Annotated in this window: 18 protein-coding genes; 11 read left to right on the forward strand and 7 right to left on the reverse strand. The window is 40.4% G+C overall.

The features are described 5' to 3' along the window. Positions 1-12: 12 nt before the first annotated feature. From fliQ to Q0H92_RS04320, 9 genes are all read left to right on the forward strand, one after another. Positions 13-282, forward strand: coding sequence for a flagellar biosynthesis protein FliQ (fliQ, locus tag Q0H92_RS04280; RefSeq protein WP_288984883.1), 270 nt, complete (start codon positions 13-15; stop codon positions 280-282). A gap of 1 nt (position 283) precedes the next feature. Next, a complete protein-coding gene (fliR, locus tag Q0H92_RS04285; protein WP_296012304.1) occupies positions 284-1,105 on the forward strand; it encodes a flagellar biosynthetic protein FliR in 822 nt (273 codons plus the stop codon). Next, positions 1,102-2,202, forward strand: coding sequence for a flagellar biosynthesis protein FlhB (gene flhB / locus Q0H92_RS04290; RefSeq protein WP_365920454.1), 1,101 nt, complete (start codon positions 1,102-1,104; stop codon positions 2,200-2,202). Before fliR ends, flhB begins: the two co-directional genes overlap by 4 nt. 97 nt (positions 2,203-2,299) lie before the next feature. Then, a complete protein-coding gene (locus tag Q0H92_RS04295; protein ID WP_296012306.1) occupies positions 2,300-4,426 on the forward strand; it encodes a flagellar biosynthesis protein FlhA in 2,127 nt (708 codons plus the stop codon). Then, positions 4,419-5,762 carry a hypothetical protein gene (locus tag Q0H92_RS04300; RefSeq protein ID WP_296012307.1) on the forward strand — a complete coding sequence of 448 codons (1,344 nt, stop codon included), beginning with the start codon at positions 4,419-4,421 and terminating at the stop codon, positions 5,760-5,762. The genes Q0H92_RS04295 and Q0H92_RS04300 overlap by 8 nt, the downstream gene beginning before the upstream one ends. 35 nt (positions 5,763-5,797) lie before the next feature. Beyond that, positions 5,798-6,673, forward strand: coding sequence for a MinD/ParA family protein (locus Q0H92_RS04305; protein WP_296012310.1), 876 nt, complete (start codon positions 5,798-5,800; stop codon positions 6,671-6,673). Between the two features lie 62 nt (positions 6,674-6,735). Beyond that, the gene (locus Q0H92_RS04310) at positions 6,736-7,479 is read left to right on the forward strand and encodes a hypothetical protein (protein WP_296012327.1); all 744 of its coding nucleotides are present in this window, start codon (positions 6,736-6,738) and stop codon (positions 7,477-7,479) included. Positions 7,480-7,548: 69 nt separating this feature from the next. Then, complete coding sequence (gene whiG, locus Q0H92_RS04315; RefSeq protein WP_013701714.1) at positions 7,549-8,337, forward strand: RNA polymerase sigma factor WhiG; 789 nt, start codon at positions 7,549-7,551, stop codon at positions 8,335-8,337. An 8-nt stretch (positions 8,338-8,345) separates the two neighbouring features. After that, positions 8,346-10,313, forward strand: coding sequence for a FapA family protein (locus tag Q0H92_RS04320; protein WP_296012329.1), 1,968 nt, complete (start codon positions 8,346-8,348; stop codon positions 10,311-10,313). A 103-nt stretch (positions 10,314-10,416) separates the two neighbouring features. Here the strand turns inward: Q0H92_RS04320 and gap are convergent, their stop codons facing one another. From gap to Q0H92_RS04350, 6 genes are read right to left on the reverse strand one after another with little or no spacing between them, the layout of a single operon-like run. Continuing rightward, positions 10,417-11,484: a type I glyceraldehyde-3-phosphate dehydrogenase gene (gene gap, locus Q0H92_RS04325; protein WP_296012331.1), complete on the reverse strand. Its 1,068-nt coding sequence runs from the start codon at positions 11,482-11,484 to the stop codon at positions 10,417-10,419. A 48-nt stretch (positions 11,485-11,532) separates the two neighbouring features. Beyond that, entirely contained in the window at positions 11,533-12,462 is a 930-nt protein-coding gene (locus Q0H92_RS04330; RefSeq protein WP_296012334.1) for a TIGR01212 family radical SAM protein, read from the reverse strand. A gap of 8 nt (positions 12,463-12,470) precedes the next feature. Continuing rightward, positions 12,471-13,205, reverse strand: coding sequence for a tRNA1(Val) (adenine(37)-N6)-methyltransferase (locus Q0H92_RS04335; RefSeq protein WP_296012336.1), 735 nt, complete (start codon positions 13,203-13,205; stop codon positions 12,471-12,473). A 4-nt stretch (positions 13,206-13,209) separates the two neighbouring features. Further along, positions 13,210-15,618 (reverse strand): AAA family ATPase, encoded by a 2,409-nt coding sequence (locus Q0H92_RS04340; protein ID WP_296012338.1) that lies wholly within the window; start codon positions 15,616-15,618, stop codon positions 13,210-13,212. 9 nt (positions 15,619-15,627) lie between these two features. Beyond that, the gene (locus Q0H92_RS04345) at positions 15,628-16,830 is read right to left on the reverse strand and encodes a hypothetical protein (RefSeq protein WP_296012340.1); all 1,203 of its coding nucleotides are present in this window, start codon (positions 16,828-16,830) and stop codon (positions 15,628-15,630) included. Positions 16,831-16,850: 20 nt separating this feature from the next. Next, the gene (locus Q0H92_RS04350) at positions 16,851-17,525 is read right to left on the reverse strand and encodes a hypothetical protein (protein ID WP_296012342.1); all 675 of its coding nucleotides are present in this window, start codon (positions 17,523-17,525) and stop codon (positions 16,851-16,853) included. Between the two features lie 205 nt (positions 17,526-17,730). On the opposite strand from Q0H92_RS04350, the gene folD reads away from it, so the two are divergent. Continuing rightward, complete coding sequence (gene folD, locus Q0H92_RS04355; protein WP_296012345.1) at positions 17,731-18,615, forward strand: bifunctional methylenetetrahydrofolate dehydrogenase/methenyltetrahydrofolate cyclohydrolase FolD; 885 nt, start codon at positions 17,731-17,733, stop codon at positions 18,613-18,615. Continuing rightward, positions 18,608-19,393, forward strand: a complete 786-nt coding sequence (gene folE2 / locus Q0H92_RS04360; RefSeq protein ID WP_296012347.1) for a GTP cyclohydrolase FolE2 — start codon at positions 18,608-18,610, stop codon at positions 19,391-19,393. Before folD ends, folE2 begins: the two co-directional genes overlap by 8 nt. A gap of 45 nt (positions 19,394-19,438) precedes the next feature. Here folE2 and Q0H92_RS04365 read toward each other — a convergent pair whose 3' ends face one another. After that, positions 19,439-19,798 (reverse strand): glycogen-binding domain-containing protein, encoded by a 360-nt coding sequence (locus tag Q0H92_RS04365; protein ID WP_296012349.1) that lies wholly within the window; start codon positions 19,796-19,798, stop codon positions 19,439-19,441. Positions 19,799-19,912: the final 114 nt, after the last annotated feature.

Below are 19,912 nucleotides of genomic sequence, written 5' to 3' on the forward strand. Positions count from 1 at the left end.
TGGGAGGAAATTATGTCGTTGAATCTTATTAATAATTTAGTTCGCGGTGGAATTTTGCAGGTTTTTCTTATGTGCGCTCCTATTCTTGGTGCGGCTCTTTTGGTGGGACTTATCGTTGCGATTTTTCAGGCTACAACTTCGATTCAAGAGCAGACACTTACTTTCTTGCCAAAGTTCCTTACGATTCTTTTTGTAATTGCTTTGCTTGGCGGATTTATGTTTAGTTCTTTGGCTCAATATTTCCGCGGAATTCTCGATTTGATTCCGGCTATGGCAAGATAGAATGCTTGAGCGGATTGTTTCTAACGCGCCTGTTTTTCTCTTTGTTGCGGTAAGATGCTTTGCCACGATAATGACGCTTCCGCTTTTTTCTTCAAGAACTGTTCCAAGAACTGCAAAAATCGCGCTTGCAGGCTACATGGCGTTTTTTATTTTTCCGCAGATTTCTTTGACGGACGGAATTTTTTCTTCGTATAAAAATTATATTTCACCTGAAGGAAATTTTACGCTTGAATATATTTTTCTGCTTGCCGGTGAAGCGATGATTGGAATAATCCTTGGATTTTTTGTGCAGATTATTTTTGCTTCGTTCAGTACAGCCGGACAGTTTTTTGCGTTCCAGATGGGACTTAGCGCGAGCGAAGTTTACGATTCACTTAGCCAAGTTGAAAATCCGCTTATGGGACAATTTTTCAACTTTATGGCGATGCTTGTTTTTTTGCAGAACAACTGGCTTCAGATGCTGCTTTTAAAAGGAATGTCTGAAAGCTTCAAAGTTATAAGCGCAATTTCAATAGTAGACAATTCGCGTTTTCTTGCGGAATTTATGATGAAGTCGCTTACCTTGCTTTTTAAAGACGCGCTGATTATTGCGCTGCCGGTTATGGCGTCTCTTTTTTTAATAAATGTTACGGTCGGAATTCTTTCAAAGGCGGCTCCTCAGATGAATTTGCTTTCGGAAGGATTTCCTGTTCTTATGCTGACTGCATATTTTTTGATTTTTGTTCTTGTTCCGCAGTTCATTGAGTTTTTTGAAGGCTGCTTTAAAGGCGGAATTTTTGAAATCGAAAAGCTTTTTATCGGACTTAAAGGAGGCGGACAGTGATTGACTTGCAGTGGTTCGCCGCGGAAGATGAAGGCAAGACAGAAGAAGCTTCGGAACAGAAACTCAGCAAAGCAAGAAAAGAAGGTCGCGTTGCAAAAAGCCAGGAGCTGAACGGAACTGTTGTGTTCCTTTTTGTTGTCGCAGTTCTTATTTTGCTGGCTCCTTGGTTTTATAACAAAATCTGCGAAATGATGATTTTTTACTTTAACAATGTAAATGCCCAGAAAATTGACGATGCAAGATTTTATTATATTTTTCTGCGGAATCTTCTTCCGATTGTGCTTCCTTTGTCGCTTGCAGGAATTCTTGCTGGCGTCATAATAAATTTAGTCCAGAACAGAGGATTCATTTTTACAACAAAAACAATAGAGCCAAAGTTTTCAAAAATCGTTCCTAAATTCGGCGAGTACTTTAAAAAGACTTTGTTTTCGATGATGGGGCTTTTTAACATTGCAAAGTCGCTTTTAAAAGTTGCCATTATCGTTGCGGTCGCGGTTCTTCTTATCCGGCTGGATTTGGCTAAGACTCTCGGATTTTTAAAGGCTGGCGGAATTGATTTGGCGTTGCGTTCTGTTTCTGGAATGGTTGCCCAGCTGCTCGTTGTTTCTGCTGTTATTCTGATTGTAATCGGCGTGTTCGATTATGTAATGCAGCGCAGGGAATTTAAAGAGCAGATGAAAATGACCAAGCAGGAAGTAAAAGAGGAATTCAAGGAAAGTGAAGGCGACCCGGAAGTAAAAGGCAGGCTTGAATCCGCGCAAAAAGAAATGCTTTCACAAAATATGCCGAAAGCTGTCCGCGAGTCTGATGTTGTAATTACAAACCCTACGCATTATGCTGTTTCCCTTCAGTGGAAGCAGGAACAGCAAGATGCGCCGATGATTACTGCGAAAGGAACTGACAATACCGCGCAGACAATGAAAAAAATCGCCGCTGAAAATGATGTTCCGATAATCGAAAACCGTCCTCTTGCCCGCGGACTTTACGCAGATACAGAAGTTGGCGACATAATTCCTACATCTTATTTGCGGGCTATTGCGGCTGTTTATGCGCAGGTTGGCTTTATGAATAAGGAAAGAAACAAAAAATCCACTTAAAAGTTACTTTTTGCCGTTTTCAAAATCCTTTTTTTGTTGTAGAATAAAAAGACATTATATTTCTAAATTGAAGCTTTTTAGTTAGGGTGGGGACTCGATGGCGGAAAAGCGCGGCTCAAGCGGTAGTATTTTAAATTTTATTTTACGCAATTCACTGGCGGTAGGCATTATCGTCGTTGTTTTGTTTATGTTTATTCCGCTTCCAACTGCTTTTATTGACCTTGCAATGGTTATAAACCTTGCGCTTTCTTTTATAATTCTTTTGACCGTTATCTATATGAAGCGTGCTGCGGATTTTACATCGTTTCCGCGGGTCGTCCTTATAACAACAATTTTTGGTCTTGCGATAAACATTTCTTCCACTAGAAATATTCTTGTTCATCCGGTAAAAACTTCCGGGCACATGGCTGGACAGAGCGAAATGGTTCAGGCGTTTGCGAACATTGTTGCTGGCGATAAAGTTTTAATTGGATTTATAATTTTCATTATTTTGATTGTTGTTCAGGTTCTTGTAATTACAAAAGGCGCGGACCGTGTTTCTGAAGTTACGGCGCGTTTTACTTTGGATGCCATGAACAACAAGATGTTTACGATTCAGAATCAGATTAACAACGGTTCTATCACAGAAGAAGAAGGCGAGCGGAAAATCAATCAGCTTAGGCAGGAAATCGACTTTTATTCTGCAATGGACGGTTCTTCTAAATTTGTAAGCGGAAACGTAAAGGCTGGAATTTTCATTACAGTTGTAAACCTTATCGGCGGAATTGTAACTGGAACAATGGCAGGCGCTTCTATAACTGACGCTCTTGACAGCTATGCGAAACTTACGATTGGCGACGGACTTATGTCTCAGCTTCCGTCTTTGTTGCTTTCTTTTTCAACAGGACTTTTGATTACTGGAAGCAACGACGGCGACTTGCTTTCAGATCAGCTCAAAGAGCAGTTTTCTGCAAATGGAACAATTTATGTTATTGTTGGAGCTACATTGGCGGCTCTTGGAATTGCGTTCCATAATGGAGCAACTGCGACTCTTGTTCCGATTGGAATTTTGTTTGTTTTTGTTGGCACTCGGCTTTCGCGCTTAAAGACAAAAGAAGAAGAGCAAAAGGCGGTGGAAGCAGAAAAAGCAAAAAATTCTCCGCAAAAAGGAAATGGCGGTCCTGAAGAAATTTCTCCTGTTGTAAAACTAGACGACCTTTCACTTGAAATTGGATATGCGCTCATTCCTCTTGTTGATGATGAAAAAGGCGCGGAGCTTATGTCGCGTGTAAAAAGAATCCGCCGTGAAGCTGCTCTTGACCTTGGACTTGTTATTCCGCCGATTCATATTATGGATCAAATGGAACTTTCGCCGGAAGAATATTCGTTTAAAATCCGCGGAATTGAAGCTGGAAGAGGACGGCTTAAGCTTGGGCATTTTATGTGCCTGAACACTGGAAATGTTCCTAAAGACAGAGAAATTGTCGGAGAAAAAACAAAAGACCCTGCGTTTGGAATGGATGCAATCTGGCTTCCTGATTCAAAGCGGCTTGAAGCTGAAAAAGCCGGATATGCGGTGATTGACGCTCCTACTATAATTGCAACTCATCTTACGGAACTTATAAGACGCAACGCTTCTAAAATTCTTAGCCGCCAGAGTGTCAGCGCGATTATTGAAGAAATCAAGAAAACGAATCCTGTTGTTGTTGATGAAGTTACAACCGGCGACCACAGATTTTCTTACGGTGAAATTGAAGCCGTTCTTAAAAATCTTCTTGAAGAGCAGGTCAGCATCCGCAACATGGTTGTTATTCTTGAAACTTTGGGAGACTACGGAAAACTTACACGCGATTCTTGGACTCTTACAGAAAAAGTGCGTGAAGCTCTTGGCGCGCAGATTTGCCAGCAATATGCGGATGAAAACAAAGTTCTTCACGTGCTTAATCTTTCGCAGAGCCTTGCCCAGAAAATTCTTGACCACAGAGCCGATATGCCGGGCAAAGGTCCTATTGTCGCTTTTGATCCTGTTGACGCAAGAAATTATATTTCTACAATGAGCAATGCGGTTGCCGCTGTCCGTGAAAGAAATTATCTTCCTATTATTTTGTGTCCGTCTGAAGTTCGCCGGCTTGTAAAGTCTTCTACAGAACTTGAAATGCCTGGAATAATAGTTTTGTCTATAAACGAAGTGATGGCAGCTTCGCCAAATATAAAAGTTGAATCTCTTGGAGAAATAAATGGCTGACAATGAGCTTAACACAAATGTCCAAAGCATTACTGGTCGTTCCCGCGATGAATGCATGGATAAACTTTACGATAAATATGGAACAAACTTTCAAGTGCTTGGCTGCAAAACTAGACTTTCCGCAGGATTTCTTGGATTTTTTCAGCGTGAGCAGATTGTTTTAAGATACCAAGTTACAAATTCTTCTTTGGATCAGTCCACTTTTACAAGAAAAGTCAATTATCCTGCAAGCTCTGGCTACACAAGAGTTTCTTCAACAGGCGGGCTTCCGCTTAAAAATTCTTCGCCTCTAATTCATTCTCATCAGGATTCTTTTTTGCAGAAGCGCGATGAATTTTTGACAAAAGTAAATCCAACTGTTACAAACAATCTTCAAATCGGGCAGCTCACAAAGCAGTTTGACCAGTTTAAAAATGAAATGCAGGAGCAGATGAAAACAATTGTTCAGGCTACTTCTGCGGAAAAAGAACATCCTTCAATTTTAAAGATTCAGGAGCTTCTTGAGGAAAACGAATTTACAAAGTCCTACATAAAAAAAATGTGCTCCAGAATGAAAAACGAATTCAGCCTTGAAGAGCTTGACGATTTTGATTACGTTCAGACTTGTGTGGCGGACTGGATTGGAGAGAGCATTCCGATTGCTTTTGAAGAAAAAAAATCCGCGCCGCAAGTTATTATAATTGTCGGACCTACAGGCGTTGGAAAAACAACTACAGTCGCAAAGATGAGTTCCCGCATTTCAATCGACTATAAAAAGAACCGCGAAAAATATAAGTATCCGCCTAGAATCCGCATGATTACAACAGACACGATGCGAGTTGCCGCCATTGAGCAGCTTAAACGGTGGGCTGAAATTATAAACGTAAATGTTGACAAGGCTGAAAGTTCTGAGGATTTGAAAATTCTTTGCGACAGCTATGTTTCTAATTCTGACTATATTTTTATTGATACAAGCGGCTACAGTCCGAATGATTATGAAAATATAGCGAAAATGCGCACCATTTTAAATGTCAAGAATTTAAACGAAAATGTTTACCTTGCGATTACAGCTGGAGTGAGCGCGAAAGACTTGGAAAATATAATCCGCAATTACGAAGGATTTGATTTTAAAAGCATAATTGTTACAAAATGCGACGAAACCACATCGTTTGGCCGTGTTATAAGCGTTTTGACGGAAAAGAACAAGCCTGTTTCTTGGATTACGACAGGCCAGGATGTATTGAATACAATTCAGCGGGCAGATCCAAAGTGGTTCTTAAAAAATCTTTCAGGATTTAAAATCAACGCAGAACATATTGAAAAAAAGTTCGGAACTGCCGATAAAGAAGCAGAGTAATCTAAAAATTGAATCAGGGCAACAGGAGAATATAAATGGAAGAACAGGCAAAAGAATTGCGCGCTCTTATGAATGAAGATAATTTCGCTAGGCCGTCAGCTCCACATAAAACAAGAATAATTGCTATAACAAGCGGAAAGGGCGGAGTCGGAAAAACTAATATCGCAGTAAACATGGCGATTGCATATTCCCAGCTTGGAAAAAAAGTCATACTTATTGATGGCGACTTGGGAATGGCGAATGTAAATGTTCTTTTGAGCGTTGTTCCGCAGTACAATCTTATGCACGTGATAAACCGCAAGAAAACAATGAACGAAATAATTCTGGACACGGAATTTGGCTTTAAGTTTATTGCAGGCGCAAACGGATTTTCTAAAATCGCAAATCTTTCAAATGACGAGCTTGACTATTTTGCAAAGGAATTTGCTTCTCTTTCAAATGCCGACATTATCATAATAGACACTGGAGCCGGAATTTCAAACAATGTTCTTCAGTTTCTTGCCGCCGCCGATGAGGTCTATGTAATTACAACTCCTGAGCCAACTGCAATTACTGATGCCTACGGAATTATAAAAATAATCACAACAGAACTTCTTCACAGGCAGATAAATTTGAAGCTTCTTGTAAACAGAGTTCATTCTTCTGATGAAGGAAAGCGTATTTCAGATTTGATTATAAATATTGTAGCGCAGTTCTTGAATTACAAGGTTGAATATATCGGATTCGTTTATGACGATCCTGTTGTTCAGGCTTCCGTTATACGCCAAAAGCCTTTTATGATTATAAATCCGACTTCAAAGCCTGCCGTGTGCCTAAAGCATATTGTTGGCAGAATTGAAAAAACTGATATTCCATCGGATGCAGGAGTTTCAAACTTCCTTAAAAAGTTCCTTGGGGGCAAGAAAAAATAAATCTTGACCTTAGAGGTGTTTTGCCTTAATCTATAAGAATATAATAAACGGGAGGAAAGAACATGTTCAATTTAAAAAATGTAGCTGCTTCTGCTGGTGTTGGATTTGTTCTGTCTTTCCTTATAAGCATTATTTCTACTCATCGATTTTTTGTTGCTTCTTTCCGCGGAATTATTTTTGCCGTGGTTTTTGCGCTTTTGGCATTTGCGGCAGAATTTTTGAATAAGAAGTTTCTTTCAGTTGAAACTTTGTCGGATTCAAAAGACGAAGCTGGAAAAAAAACGGTTTCAAAGGCTGGCTCTGTTGTGAATATCACAATTGACGATGAAAACCTTACAGAAGACGAGGCGGCTCCAAATTTTGATGTGAGCGCAAATAAAAATTTCTTTAATGGCGGCGGCTCTGTAGGAACGGCTTCAAAAATAGAAGAAAAAACGGAAGAAGCTCCTGCTGCTGATTCTTTGCAAAAAGCTGATTCTTCTGTTGCTGCCAATGAGCCTGTAGAAAATGCAGTTCCAGTTGCGGATTCTAGCGCGCCGGAAAAAATTGAGCCTGAAATTAAGCCAGCGGCGGCGTCTGCTGAAAAAGCTTCCCAGTCGCAGGAAATAGATGCTTTGCCTGATATTGGTGTTTTTTCCGGGGAATCAGATGATGACGGCGGCGTTATAAATGACTCCGATTTTGCTCAAACTGAATCTTCGGAAAAACTTCCTTCTGCGCCTACAGACGGAAAAGTTTCTGTAGAACAGGATACAAAGACAATTGCAAGCGCAATAAGGACGTTGCTAAAAAAAGATGAAATGTAATATGGGGATATTAACGAAGAGCTTTGGAACTGAAACTTCTAAAGTTTTTCTAGCAAGGGTGTGGGATACATGGCAAATCAAATTTTAGATGAAAACGAAGAAGCTGAACTTTGGCATGAGTATAAAAAAAGCAAATCTGTCGCAATAAGAGACCGTTTAATCCGTCAGTATATGCCCCTTGTAAAATGGGTTGCGGGACGAGTTTCCACAGGGATGCCTGACAGCGTGGAATTTGACGATCTTGTTGGCTTTGGGCAGTTTGGACTTTTGGATGCCATAAATAAATTTGACATTGACAAAGGCGTAAAATTCAAGACTTACGCAACAACACGCATAAGAGGCGCGATTTTTGATGAGCTTAGGGAACTGGATTGGGTTCCGCGTTCTGTGCGCCAAAAATCCCGCGAGATAGAAGACACAATTGTTGAGCTTGAATCAAAATTGGGACGCACTGCTTCTGATGCGGAAATTGCAAAAGCCATGAACATGACAGAAGCTGAATATCAGTCGGCTGTTATGAAGGTAAGCGGAACAAGTGTGCTTTCACTGAACGATGTTTGGTATTCCGGGGACGAAAGCGAGCACGTTTCAATTGGAGACAGCATTGAAGCTCCTAACAGCCTTAATCCTGATGTCATTGTTGAGCGTGAGGAAATCCGCAGAGTTATAATTCAGGCTATAAATGAACTTCCTAAAAATGAAAAAATGGTAATTGTTCTTTATTACCACGAGGATTTGTCTTTTAAGGAAATCGGTCAGGTTCTTAATGTAAGCGAAAGCCGCATAAGCCAGCTTCATTCAAAGGCGAATTTGCGTTTGCGTGCAAAACTTACAAGCGTCCGCAAAGGAATTTTTTAAGAGGTTTTATGGTAACTCTTGACAAGCTTAGAATAGACATGGAAAAGCAGCTTGCTTTTGACAAGGACATTCATACTGTTGAAGTCCGGGCAGACACATTGGATGAATGTCTTGATGATGCGGCTGTTCAGCTTGATTCAAAAAAAAACAACCTTGAATATGAAGTTATAGAAAGGGGAAGCCAAGGCATTATTGGTCTTATGAAAAAGCCTTGGAGAATCCGCGTATATGAAAATCCTACTGTAATCCGTCAGAAAAAAGAAAAAGAAGCCGCGTCTCTTGCTGGAGAACAGGCTGGCGCAAGCAATGCTGAAAATGAAAGAGTTGACGGAATGTTCTATGTGCATAGATTTGGCTCGCGCATATTTGTTAAAGTTACATTGCCAAAAGGCTCTGGAACTCCAGTTTCTGCATCGGACCTTATAAATGAAGCCCGACGGCCGGACAACACTTCGCTTGATGAAAAGCTTTTAAAGAAACTTGCGGAAGACGGCACGGACAACAGTTATATGGAAGTTGGAACTTTTACCCATGTCGCGGCAGGAGATGCTGTTATGGCTGTCGATATTTCCAAGGATGAAATGCAGGCAACCATTACTGTTTCACCTCCATCGCAAGGCGGCTCTGAAATTTCCGCGGAAAATATAAAGAATGCTTTAAAGACACAAGGTGTTGTCGCCGGAATTGAAGACGACAAAATAATTTCGTTCGTTGACAATCCGATTTACAATATGCCTTATGAAGTTGCGGCAGCGATTCTTCCTGTTAACGGCACAGACGCTTATATTGATTACAAATTTGAAACTGATAAGACAAAACTCAGGCTAAAGGAAACAGCGAACGGTCAGGTTGACTTTAAAGAGCTTAATCTTATTCAAAACGTTGTTGTCGGTCAGCCTTTGGCGGTAAAAGTTCTTCCTCAGCGTGGAAAAGGCGGAAAAACAATTCTTGGCCGTTATCTTGAAGCAAAAAACGGAAAAGACATTCCGATTCCACTTGGGCAGAACACAAAGCTTGATTCAGATGGACGCACAGTTATTGCAGAGAAAAACGGAAACGTAACTTTGGTTGGCGACAAAATTACGGTTGAAGAAGTTTACGAAGTTCCGGGCGTTAACATCAAATCCGGAAACATCACTTACATGGGAACTGTTGTTTGCCGCGGAAACGTTGAAGACGGATTCAGCATAAAGGCAGACGGAAACATAGAAATTTACGGTTCTGTTGGAAACTGTCATATTGAAGCTGGCGGCGATATTGTTATTTCTCAAGGCGTAATGGGCCGTGATGAAGGCGAGATAATTACAAGCAAATCTGTCTGGGCAAGATTCCTTCAGAATGTAAAAGTTACAGCGGAAGAATATGTTGTTGTGAACGACAACATTATGAACAGCAATGTTACCGCGATGAAAAAAATCCTCTTGAAGGGAAAGCGCGCTTCTATTATTGGCGGTCATCTTTTTGCAACTGAGGAAATTACTGCAAAGAACATCGGCTCTTCTGGCGGCGGAATTGAAACAATCCTTGAAGTTGGGTTTGATCCAAAGGCGAAACTTAGATTGCAGGAACTTCAGGAAATGCAGTCAAATGTTGTTAAGCAGCTTGAGGAAGTTGACTTGAATATTTCAACGCTGGAAAATCAGAAAAAAGTGCGCCGTTCGCTTCCAAAGGAAAAAGAGGAAACTCTTGCGAACTTAAGAAATCAGCGTGTTGACTTGATGGATTCAAGCGAAAAAATGACAACTGAAATCAATGAAATCAACGCTCATAACAGGGAACTGAAAGTTGTTGGATGTGTAAATGCAAGCGGAACTGTTTATCCTGGCGCAAAAATTCTTGTGCGCGATGAAATTGATGAAGTCCGCTCTGAATGCAAATCTGTAACTTTCTATTTTGACAACGGATTTGTAAAGCGCAAAAAATATGAGCCGACTCAAGATTCAGATGAAATGGAAAAGCCAGACGGATACAAATAAAAATCTGGCTTGAAAATTCGTTTTTACTTTTTCAGTTTTTTTCTAGTTAAACAAAAAAGGCATCCATTTTCAGGATGCCCTTTTCTTCAGAAAGTAGCTATAATTAGCAGTTTTCTGCGAAGTATTTGATTGTGCGTACCATCTGTGAAGTGTAGCTATTTTCGTTGTCGTACCAAGAAACAACCTGTACTTCATAAAGATCATCTGCAATCTTAGAAACCATTGTCTGTGTTGCATCGAACAAAGAACCGAATCTCATTCCAATTACATCAGAAGAAACGATTTCGTCTTCGTTGTATCCAAAAGATTCTGTTGCAGCAGCTTTCATTGCAGCATTGATTTCTTCTTTTGTAACTCCAGCTTTCTTTACAACAGCTGTAAGGATTGTTGTAGATCCTGTTGGAACTGGAACACGCTGTGCTGAACCAATCAATTTTCCGTTCAATTCAGGAATTACAAGACCGATAGCCTTTGCAGCGCCTGTTGAGTTTGGAACGATGTTCTGAGCACCTGCGCGTGAACGGCGAAGATCGCCCTTGCGCTGTGGACCGTCAAGAATCATCTGGTCGCCAGTGTAAGCGTGGATTGTAGACATGATTCCGCTCTGAATTGGAGCATAGTCATTAAGAGCTTTAGCCATTGGAGCCAAGCAGTTTGTTGTGCAAGAAGCGGCAGAAATGATGTTGTCGTTCTTTGTAAGAGTTTTGTGGTTTACATTGTAAACGATTGTTGGAAGGTCGTTTCCAGCAGGAGCTGAAATTACAACTTTCTTAGCGCCAGCATCAATGTGAGCCTGTGATTTAGCCTTTGATACATAGAAACCTGTGCATTCAAGAACTACATCAACACCGATTTTTCCCCAAGGAAGATTTGCAGCGTTAGCTTCCTTGTAGATTGTGATTTTCTTTCCATCTACAACGATAGCACCTGGTTCTTTTACAGTTTTTCCGTCTTCAGCAAGAACGTCATCAATGTGAGAAACTGTGTGTTTTCCTTCACCAATTTTTCCCATGAATCCACCCTGTGCTGTATCATATTTAAGAAGGTGAGCAAGCATTTTTGGGCTTGTAAGATCGTTGATAGCAACTACTTCATATCCGTCAGCTTCAAACATCTGGCGGAATGCAAGGCGACCAATGCGGCCGAAACCGTTAATAGCAACTTTAACCATGGTAAGTTAACTCCTTGAATAAATTATTCTATAGCAACTATTTTATTCCTATTGCAGTTTATTGTCAATAAAGCGTTCTATGTTCTTTTTCAATGTATTTAAAACATTTTTTTTATCCGCGGACCAAATCGGAGCAATCAGAATTTTTTTTGGACCGTCGCCAGTTATTCTGTGGACTACGATTTCAGGCGGAAGGATTTTTAAGCACTCGCAGACAAATTCGCAGTATTCTTCAAGCTCAAAAAGTTTAAAAGGATTTTCCTTGTATTCCTGCGCCATTTTTGTTCCCTCAAGAATATGCAGAAGCTGAATTTTTATTCCGTCGAGCCTAGGATTCAGTTCGGAAAGATATTTTACAGTTTGAAGCATAAGTTCTTTTGATTCGCCCGGAAGCCCGAGAATTATATGCGCAATGACTTCGATTCCTGCTGATTTCAATTTGTAAAAACAATTTTCGAATTCTTTTAAAGTGTAGCCTCTGTTTATTTTTTTTGCAGTTTGCTCGTGGATTGTCTGAAGTCCAAGTTCAATCCAGACTGGTTTTATTTTGTTTAGTTTGCAGAGAAGTTCAAGAATTTCATCTGGAATGCAGTCCGGGCGAGTTCCGATTGAAAGCGCAACAATTTCTGGCCGACTGATTGCGCCAAAGAAAATTTCCTTGAGTTTTTCTATTGTAATATTTTTGTTTGTGTAAGTGTTTGTGTACGATTGAAAATATGCGATGTATTTTCTTTTTTCAGGTGGAATGCTTTTTGGAAATTTTGAATCAACTCTTTTTTTCGCTTCTTCAATTTGAATTTCTATGGGAGCTGGTTTTGCCGCAAAATCTCCAGAGCCGCCTTGAGAACAGAAAGTGCAGCCTCTAGTTCCTTTTGTTCCGTCGCGGTTTGGGCAAGTGCATCCGGTTGAAAGAGAGAGCTTGTAAACTTTGCAGCCGAATTTTTCTTTTAAATATGAATTGAGAGTTCTGTAGCTCATTTTAATTTTTAATTTCGTCCATAAATTTTTTCAATTTGATTTGAATATTTTCCGTCGTCGCCATAAACGATTATTGGACTTTCAATTTTTAAATAAGGCTTTGCGCATTTTTCAGATTCAAGCAAAACCATCGAAGCTTCTTTTTCTTTGTTTGGAAAAACAAGTTTCATTCTTTTTGGCGCAAGTTTGTATTTTTCGAGCAAAGAAAAAATTTGCGGCAGGCGGAAAGGCTTGTGAATCAGAAAAAATTTTCCATGCGACTTCAAAAGGGCAGAGGCAGTTTTTATTACGTCTTCGAGCGTGCAGAAAATTTCATGGCGCGCAATGGAAAGTGTTTCATCTTTGTTTGTGTTTCCGTTTGAAATTTCTATGTAAGGCGGATTTGAAACAACTGCGTCAAAAGAATTTTTTTGCAAAACTTCAAACGGCTCTTTTATGTCTGCGCAAAATATTTTGATTTTTTCTTGCAGGCTGTTTAGCTCTACGCTTCGGCTTGCCATGTCCGCTGATTCTTCTTGAATTTCTATGCATTCAAAATTTGCCTCTGGATTTTTTTCAGACATTAAAAGCGGAATTATTCCAGTTCCTGTTCCCAAATCGCAAACCTTGCACTTTCCTTTTGTGTGCGCAAAGTCGGCTAAGAGAACCGCGTCGATTCCAAAGCGGAATTCTTTTTTTCCTTGAATCAGCCTAAGAGTTTTTACATGAAGATTTTCTATTGTTTCGCCAGCTTTAAGATTCATTTTTTTATTTTGCTGAAATTATGAAAATTGTATTTTTTGTTTTCCAGTTGAAAATATTTTTTTCCGCAGCCTGAATAAAAAGCTCTTTGAGTTTTTCGAATTTTTCATTGCCGAGTTTTCCTTTTATAAATTTGCCGTAGGAAGAATTTTCTGCGTTAAACCAACGTTCGGTTTCTTGCGCGCTGATTTTTCGCTTTTCCAAAATAAATGCAGACTTGTAAAGACAAGAAAAATTGTTTTGCTCAAAAATATTTTTTACAGTTTCTTCGTTCCATGAAAAAATCGGATTCATAGTGTTTTCAAAAAACTCTTTTTCCGCCTGCTCTGATTCTTGCAAAAGTTTTTTTATTTCTTTAGGTGCGACTTTTTCTTTAAAAAGTGTTTCTTCAATTAGCTTTGTTAAATGCTGACCTGAACAAGGAATTCTTTGTGAAATTATAGCCTGTGCATTTTTTTCAAAGAAAGGGAAAAGCTCTTTTGTTCCGTTTTGAACTTCTTCTGCGCTGAAAGAAATGTCGCGCTTTATTTTTTCTGTTCCAAAAAATCCGTCGCTTAAAGAAACGCAAAGCTCTTCAATATCATCTTTTGTGGAAAAAATATCACGCGCAAAAAATCTGTCAAATTCTATGTCGCCAAAAAGTGCAATAGAATTTCTTAGCGTGTCTTTTTTTATGCAGAGTTTTGGCTGGTCTAGTTCTTCAAGTGTTGAAGCGTAGCGTGTCAAGGATTGCATTCCAGCTGGAGTTCTGCATATTCCGCATACTAAGCCTTCCGGAGTTTTTCGTATAAGGTCAAATAAAAGAAGCGCGTCGTCTGCATTTGCAACAAGACATCTGTGGAATCTTAAAATGCTTGCGGCTTCGGTCATCGCATTTCGGATTCCAAGTAAATTCTGCGCCTTGTTTGTTTCAAGCCTTGCCCGCCAAAGAGATTCGCCTTTTTCAAGAACTGAATTTTTTCTTGGATTTTCCGCAGTGTATGTAAGATTTTCTCCAGTTTTTTTTAAGCCGTGAAAATGTCCTGCTTCTTTCCACCAGTCAGAAACTGCGTTTATTTGCTCTGAATCTTTTTCTTCAGAATCTTCAAGGATTGACGCAATCTGGGCTTCCCTGCGAGAAAGAATGTCTTCTCTGATTTTTGCTTCGTAGCCTTGAGTTGAAGGCGTGTAGAAAACTTTTCCAACAAGAGTGTCCGGCAAATATTGTTGCGCAACCCAATGGTCTTTGTAAGCGTGCGGGTAAAGGTAGCCTGCTCCGTGTCCGAAACCTTCCGCATCTCTTGAAGCGTCCCGCAAATGATTTGGAACATCGGCATCTTCTTTTTCAACAGAAGACAAAGCGTCAAAAAATGCCATTGAGGAATTTGATTTTGGCGCAGTTGCAAGATACAAAGCCGCGTGCGTTAAAAAATATCTGCCTTCTGGAAGTCCTACACGGTCAAAGGCGGCGGCACAGCTTTCAACAATTGAAATTGCATTTGGATCTGCAAGCCCGGTGTCTTCGCAGGCAGAAATCAGCATACGGCGAAAAATAAAATGCGGGTCTTCTCCTGCCTTTACCATTCTTGCAAGCCAGTAGCAGGCGGCATCTGGGTCGCGTCCTCTTAGGCTTTTTATAAATGCGGAAATTATGTCGTAATGATAATCTCCGTCGCGGTCGTAAAGAACAACTTTTTTTTGAATTGATTCTTCGCAGGCTTCTTTTGAAATGTAGATTGTGCTTCCAAAACTTGGCGGCCATTTTTCTGGAGTCGTTTCAACTGCAAGCTCCAGCGCATTTAAAAGGCTTCTTGCGTCTCCGTTTGCAGTTTCGATTAAATGTTCCAGCGCGCCTTTTTCAAATTCAACTTTCCATTTTCCGTAGCCGCGTTCTGCGTCGGACAAAGTTTGCTTTGCAGCTTTTAGCAAATCTGTTTTTGTAAGCGGCTTGAGCTGAAAAACTCTGCTTCTTGAAACCAGGGCTTTGTTCACTTCAAAAAAAGGATTTTCTGTTGTTGCGCCTATTAAAATTATAGTTCCGTTTTCGACCCAGGGAAGAAGAGCGTCCTGCTGGCTTTTGTTCCAGCGGTGAACTTCGTCTACAAATAAAATTGTTTTTCTTTTATAAAGATTTTTTTGTGTTTCAGCATCGGAAATCGCTTTTCTAATATCTGCAACGCCTGTGAGAACCGCGTTCAACGTAATGAAATTTGAACTTGTATGATTCGCAATTACGCGTGCAAGTGTTGTTTTTCCTGTTCCTGGAGGTCCGTAGAAAATAACGGAAGTAAGCTGGTCTGCCGCAATCGCCCTTCTTAAAAGTCTTCCTTTGCCTACGATGTGCTCTTGCCCAATGTACTCGTCAAGAGTTCTTGGCCTCATTCGTGCGGCAAGAGGCTCGTGGGAATCTTTTAAGTTGGAAAAAAGCTCATCCATTTTTTTAGGCTAGTCTCCGTCGCGGTTCCATTCATCATTTGAAGGATACCAAGCGTAAAGACCAGTGTCGTCCCAAGAGTCGGAGCTAGAGCGGATTGAGCCGTAAATAGTTGAAGCCGCGTATTCATCCGTTCCTTCTTCTGTTGAATCAGAGCCTTCTGCTTTATTCGGATTAAGAACAAAGACCATGAATACATATTCAGAAATTACAGAGTTTCCGTTGCTTGTCATTTTTGAAGTGCCGCCATTTGGAATGCCAGTTGTTTGATTGATTGCAACTCTTTCAAGTCCGCCTGAAGTTCCAAGAAGAATGTAGTCTTTTGCAGCGGCAATAGAAAGAAGTCCGCCAGCGTCAAGGTCAACAGACTGCTCGCTAGAATCAGAAGCCGTTATATAATAAAGACTTGAATTTCTGTTTACATTGTTGCTTCTTGTGTAAGTTTTTGTGTAATAAAGGCAGTTCGCGTTGGAAGTCATTCCGTAGTATCTTGAGAAATAATTTTTTCCATTAAAGTAGCAGGCTGAAATCGCATTTGTTTCATTAGATGCTTCATCAACAAATGTCTCGCCAGAAATTTCTGTGGGCGCGCTGCTTCCGTTCAGTTTGTAAAGCTTGTAAGTGTCTTGGGATGTGGCTCTGATTCTTGCGTAGGCTTCTCTTTTGTCAATTGAAACTGAATTGTCGTCGGCTACAGAAAAATATTTGTTGTCGAAAATTACTTTTGCGTTTTCAAAAGAATAGTTTCCGCCGCTGATGTTTTCAACTTTTGTCCAGGTAAGTTCTCCTTCTCCAGGATCTGAATGTGTCGCGTAAATTGTCGCTGTCTTTGGCTCGTTTTCGCCGTCATCGTTTTCAACCCAAATGTAAGTCAGAGCGTAAAGATATTTGCTGTCGCTTGCAAGAAAATATGTTGTGGCAGGAATGTCGTTGTCGCCTTTTTCTGAACTAGGAGAAGTTGTGCCATTCCAGCCTCCGTTGTAACTTTTTGTTTCGGATGAAGGTTGATTTGTCTTGTAAAAAATTTTTCCGTTGCAAGTAAAAATGTAGTCTTTGTAGTGAACGATTGAATGCATATCGCCTTGCAATCCGCTTGAGTTCAGTTCTATTTCGTTGTTGATTGCGCCGTAAATGTCATCGTGGCAGGAAGTAAATCCTACAAGGCAGGCAAAAACTGCGGAAAGAAAAATGCTGTTTATAATTGACTTTTTCATTTGTTTTCCTTTTGTAAAAATTAGAAATGGTATCTTGCCGTTACGCTGAATGTAAGAAACTGTCCTGCAAAATTTTCCGCATTGTCATTGTACCAAGAAGCGAACTGCGGCATAAGAAGATACGAAGCTTCAAGTCCGAGCGACCAGCTTTCTGTAAGGCGGAACATTGCGCCGGCTTCCGGTTTTACAACAAGCCCCGGAAAATAATTTTTTCCGCCGAAAGATTCCCAGGCAAATCCAAGTCCGATTGTGAGCGGAAATTCAAATCTGCCTGCAACCGGCTGGTAAGTGAGCGAAGCAATAAATGGAACATAGTTGAATACGTGGCTTCCGATTGAAACATTGAATCCAAAGCTTACATCGAATCCGACTGCAATTTTTGAAGTCAAAAAGTAATGGTAGCCCAAAGAGCCAAGTCCGCCGAGTTTTAGCTGCGAATCTCCTTTTATGGTGCTTTCAAAGTCTGGAAAATTCAACGGAAGGCAAAGACCAAGCGCAATTTTTATGTACTGGTCTCCCGGAAGATTCATTCCAAGGTCAAAGCTGATGTCGTCTTCCGTGTATTCGTCTCCGTCATCGCCTGAATTTTCATCCTGCGAGCTTTGCATAAAAGTTGTCTTTGGAAGTGCAGCCTGCGCCGCCGAAATGTAAATTCCTATAATTCCTACGCTCAAAAGCGTAATCAAACGTTTCATAATTTTTCCTTTAACATAAAAGCAAATTCTTCTATGGCAATTTGTTCTGTTTTTTTATATTATGCTTAGGCAGTTTTCAAATGGATTTTTCCTTGAATATTGCCAAGCGATTATACTTGGTTTCAAGGATTTTATCAATCTAGCGGAAGTTTTGAATTCTGCATCTGCTTTATAAAAAAGAAAACAAAAAAATGGAAGGTTACAGATGAGCGCAAAAATTATAGACGGAAAAGCAATTGCCGCGGAAGTAAAAGCCGACGTTGCAAAAAAAGTTTCGGAGCTTAAGAAAAGCGGAATTACGCCTTGCCTTGCGGTTATTCTTGTGGGAAACAATCCTGCGAGCGTAAGCTATGTTTCAGGAAAAAGAAAAGCTCTTGCAGAAGCCGGAATGGAAGACAGAAGCATTGAGCTTCCAGAATCAACTACAGAGCAGGAACTTTTGTCTTTGATTCAAAAACTGAATGAAGACAAGACTGTTCACGGAATTCTTGTTCAGCTTCCGCTTCCTTCTCATATTGACGAAAAGAAAGTTACAAATTCAATCAGCCCGGAAAAAGACGTAGACGGTTTTCATCCAGTGAATGTGGGCAGGCTTGTTACAGGCGAAAAAGGATTTCTTCCTTGCACTCCAAACGGAATCACTGTTTTATTGAAGAAAATGAACATTGAAACAAGCGGAAAAAATGTCGTGGTTATCGGACGCAGCAACATTGTCGGAAAGCCTATGGCACTTTTGATGCTAAGAAAAGAATTCAATTCAACTGTTACAATCTGCCACACAGGAACAAAAAATCTTTCGGAATACACAAAAAATGCTGACATTCTGATTGTGGCTTCCGGCCGCCCGAACACAGTAACCGCGGATATGATAAAACCCGGCGCGGCTGTAATTGACGTTGGCGTAAACCGCATTCCAGATTCAACAAAGAAAAGCGGATTCAGGCTTTGCGGCGATGTTGATTTTGAAGGCGCAAAAGAAGTCGCGGGCTTTATAACTCCAGTTCCGGGCGGAGTCGGTCCTATGACAATCGCAATGCTTATTTTTAATACTTTGGAAAGCGCGGAAAATTTTAAGGCTCAAAATGATTGATATTCAGAATTCAAAAGACACACGCGAAATTCCCTTGCAGAAAGTCGGCGTTACAGACTTGAGCTATCCTGTTCAGGTTTTGGACAAGGCGGAAGGCTCTCAGAAAACGTGCGCAAAAGTGAATTTGTTCGTGAACTTGCCGCACAATTACAAGGGAACTCACATGTCGCGCTTTATAGAAATTTTCCACCGCCACCGGGAAAATCTTGGAATGAAGCAGTTTCTTTCTATGCTTGAGGAAATCAGAAAAAGCCTCGATGCGGAACGCGCGTTCGGCTCAATGGAATTTCCTTTCTTTATGAAAAAACAGGCTCCAGTTTCCAATGCGGAAAGCATAATGTGTTACAAATGCACTTACGAGGGCGAGGTTAGTTCAGGCGGAAACAATTTCTTTATAAAAATTGAAATTCCTGTTACGACTTTGTGTCCGTGCTCAAAGGCAATCAGCCAGTACGGTGCGCACAATCAGCGCGGAATTGTTACGGTAAAACTTAAAAATTCAAGCCTTTTCTGGATTGAAGACGTGATTGAAGAAGTTGAAAAAAGCGCGAGCGGCGGACTTTACAGCATTTTAAAGCGCCCGGACGAAAAATTTGTTACCGAGCATGCTTACGAGAATCCCCGTTTTGTGGAAGATGTTGTGCGCGAAGTTTTTATTGCGCTAAAGAATTTTTCAAAAAGCGAAAAGCCTTTCAGCTGGTTTAGCGTAGAATGCAAGAATTTTGAAAGCATTCACAATCACAACGCCTACGCTTACACAGAATTTAACGAAGCATAAAAAATGCCGGAGCTGCATTGTCGCGTTCTCCGGCACAAGGGGCTTTTAGTTTATGAGCGTTTTTACGTCAACAACGCCGTTTTTTCCGCCGAATCCGTCATCTGTTGTAGCCGGAGCATTTTTGTCTGTCATCCAGTTTCCGTTTATGATGAACTTGTAAGTAAGCACGCTTTTTTCTGAAACAACTTTTCTGTATACAAAAGTGTTGCCTTCTTTTTTCATTGTCTTTGCGCCAGACTGCCAGTTTGTAAAGTCGCCCGCAAGAAGAACATTTTTTGCGCTCGGATGCGAGAACGAGAATGTAACTTCTACTTTTCCATTGTCGAGCTTTTTGCAAGCCACATCAGCGAAAACTGCCGCGGAAAACATTGCCAGTGCAACCGCCATTGCTAAGATTTTTTTCAATTAAAATTTCCTCCTTCTTTCAATCTATGCTCCGAATTCTATAATGACAAAAAATATATGTCAAAGAATTTGTGAAAATATTACGAAAACCGTTTTGCTGAATACTTTTTATAC

The sequence above is a fragment of the uncultured Treponema sp. genome (assembly GCF_934725225.1).
Taxonomy (GTDB): domain Bacteria; phylum Spirochaetota; class Spirochaetia; order Treponematales; family Treponemataceae; genus Treponema_D.

What these genes read in the sequence shown, in the direction of transcription:
- Q0H92_RS04295 (WP_296012306.1), top strand. Translation starts at nt 2,300, where the DNA reads ATGGCGGAAAAGCGCGGCTCAAGCGGTAGTATTTTAAATTTTATTTTA.
- Q0H92_RS04305 (WP_296012310.1), top strand. Translation starts at nt 5,798, where the DNA reads ATGGAAGAACAGGCAAAAGAATTGCGCGCTCTTATGAATGAAGATAAT.
- gap (WP_296012331.1), bottom strand. Translation starts at nt 11,484, where the DNA reads ATGGTTAAAGTTGCTATTAACGGTTTCGGCCGCATTGGTCGCCTTGCA.
- whiG (WP_013701714.1), top strand. Translation starts at nt 7,549, where the DNA reads ATGGCAAATCAAATTTTAGATGAAAACGAAGAAGCTGAACTTTGGCAT.
- Q0H92_RS04340 (WP_296012338.1), bottom strand. Translation starts at nt 15,618, where the DNA reads ATGGATGAGCTTTTTTCCAACTTAAAAGATTCCCACGAGCCTCTTGCC.
- Q0H92_RS04310 (WP_296012327.1), top strand. Translation starts at nt 6,736, where the DNA reads ATGTTCAATTTAAAAAATGTAGCTGCTTCTGCTGGTGTTGGATTTGTT.
- fliR (WP_296012304.1), top strand. Translation starts at nt 284, where the DNA reads ATGCTTGAGCGGATTGTTTCTAACGCGCCTGTTTTTCTCTTTGTTGCG.
- Q0H92_RS04330 (WP_296012334.1), bottom strand. Translation starts at nt 12,462, where the DNA reads ATGAGCTACAGAACTCTCAATTCATATTTAAAAGAAAAATTCGGCTGC.
- Q0H92_RS04300 (WP_296012307.1), top strand. Translation starts at nt 4,419, where the DNA reads ATGGCTGACAATGAGCTTAACACAAATGTCCAAAGCATTACTGGTCGT.
- fliQ (WP_288984883.1), top strand. Translation starts at nt 13, where the DNA reads ATGTCGTTGAATCTTATTAATAATTTAGTTCGCGGTGGAATTTTGCAG.
- Q0H92_RS04335 (WP_296012336.1), bottom strand. Translation starts at nt 13,205, where the DNA reads ATGAATCTTAAAGCTGGCGAAACAATAGAAAATCTTCATGTAAAAACT.
- folE2 (WP_296012347.1), top strand. Translation starts at nt 18,608, where the DNA reads ATGATTGATATTCAGAATTCAAAAGACACACGCGAAATTCCCTTGCAG.
- folD (WP_296012345.1), top strand. Translation starts at nt 17,731, where the DNA reads ATGAGCGCAAAAATTATAGACGGAAAAGCAATTGCCGCGGAAGTAAAA.
- Q0H92_RS04350 (WP_296012342.1), bottom strand. Translation starts at nt 17,525, where the DNA reads ATGAAACGTTTGATTACGCTTTTGAGCGTAGGAATTATAGGAATTTAC.
- Q0H92_RS04345 (WP_296012340.1), bottom strand. Translation starts at nt 16,830, where the DNA reads ATGAAAAAGTCAATTATAAACAGCATTTTTCTTTCCGCAGTTTTTGCC.
- Q0H92_RS04320 (WP_296012329.1), top strand. Translation starts at nt 8,346, where the DNA reads ATGGTAACTCTTGACAAGCTTAGAATAGACATGGAAAAGCAGCTTGCT.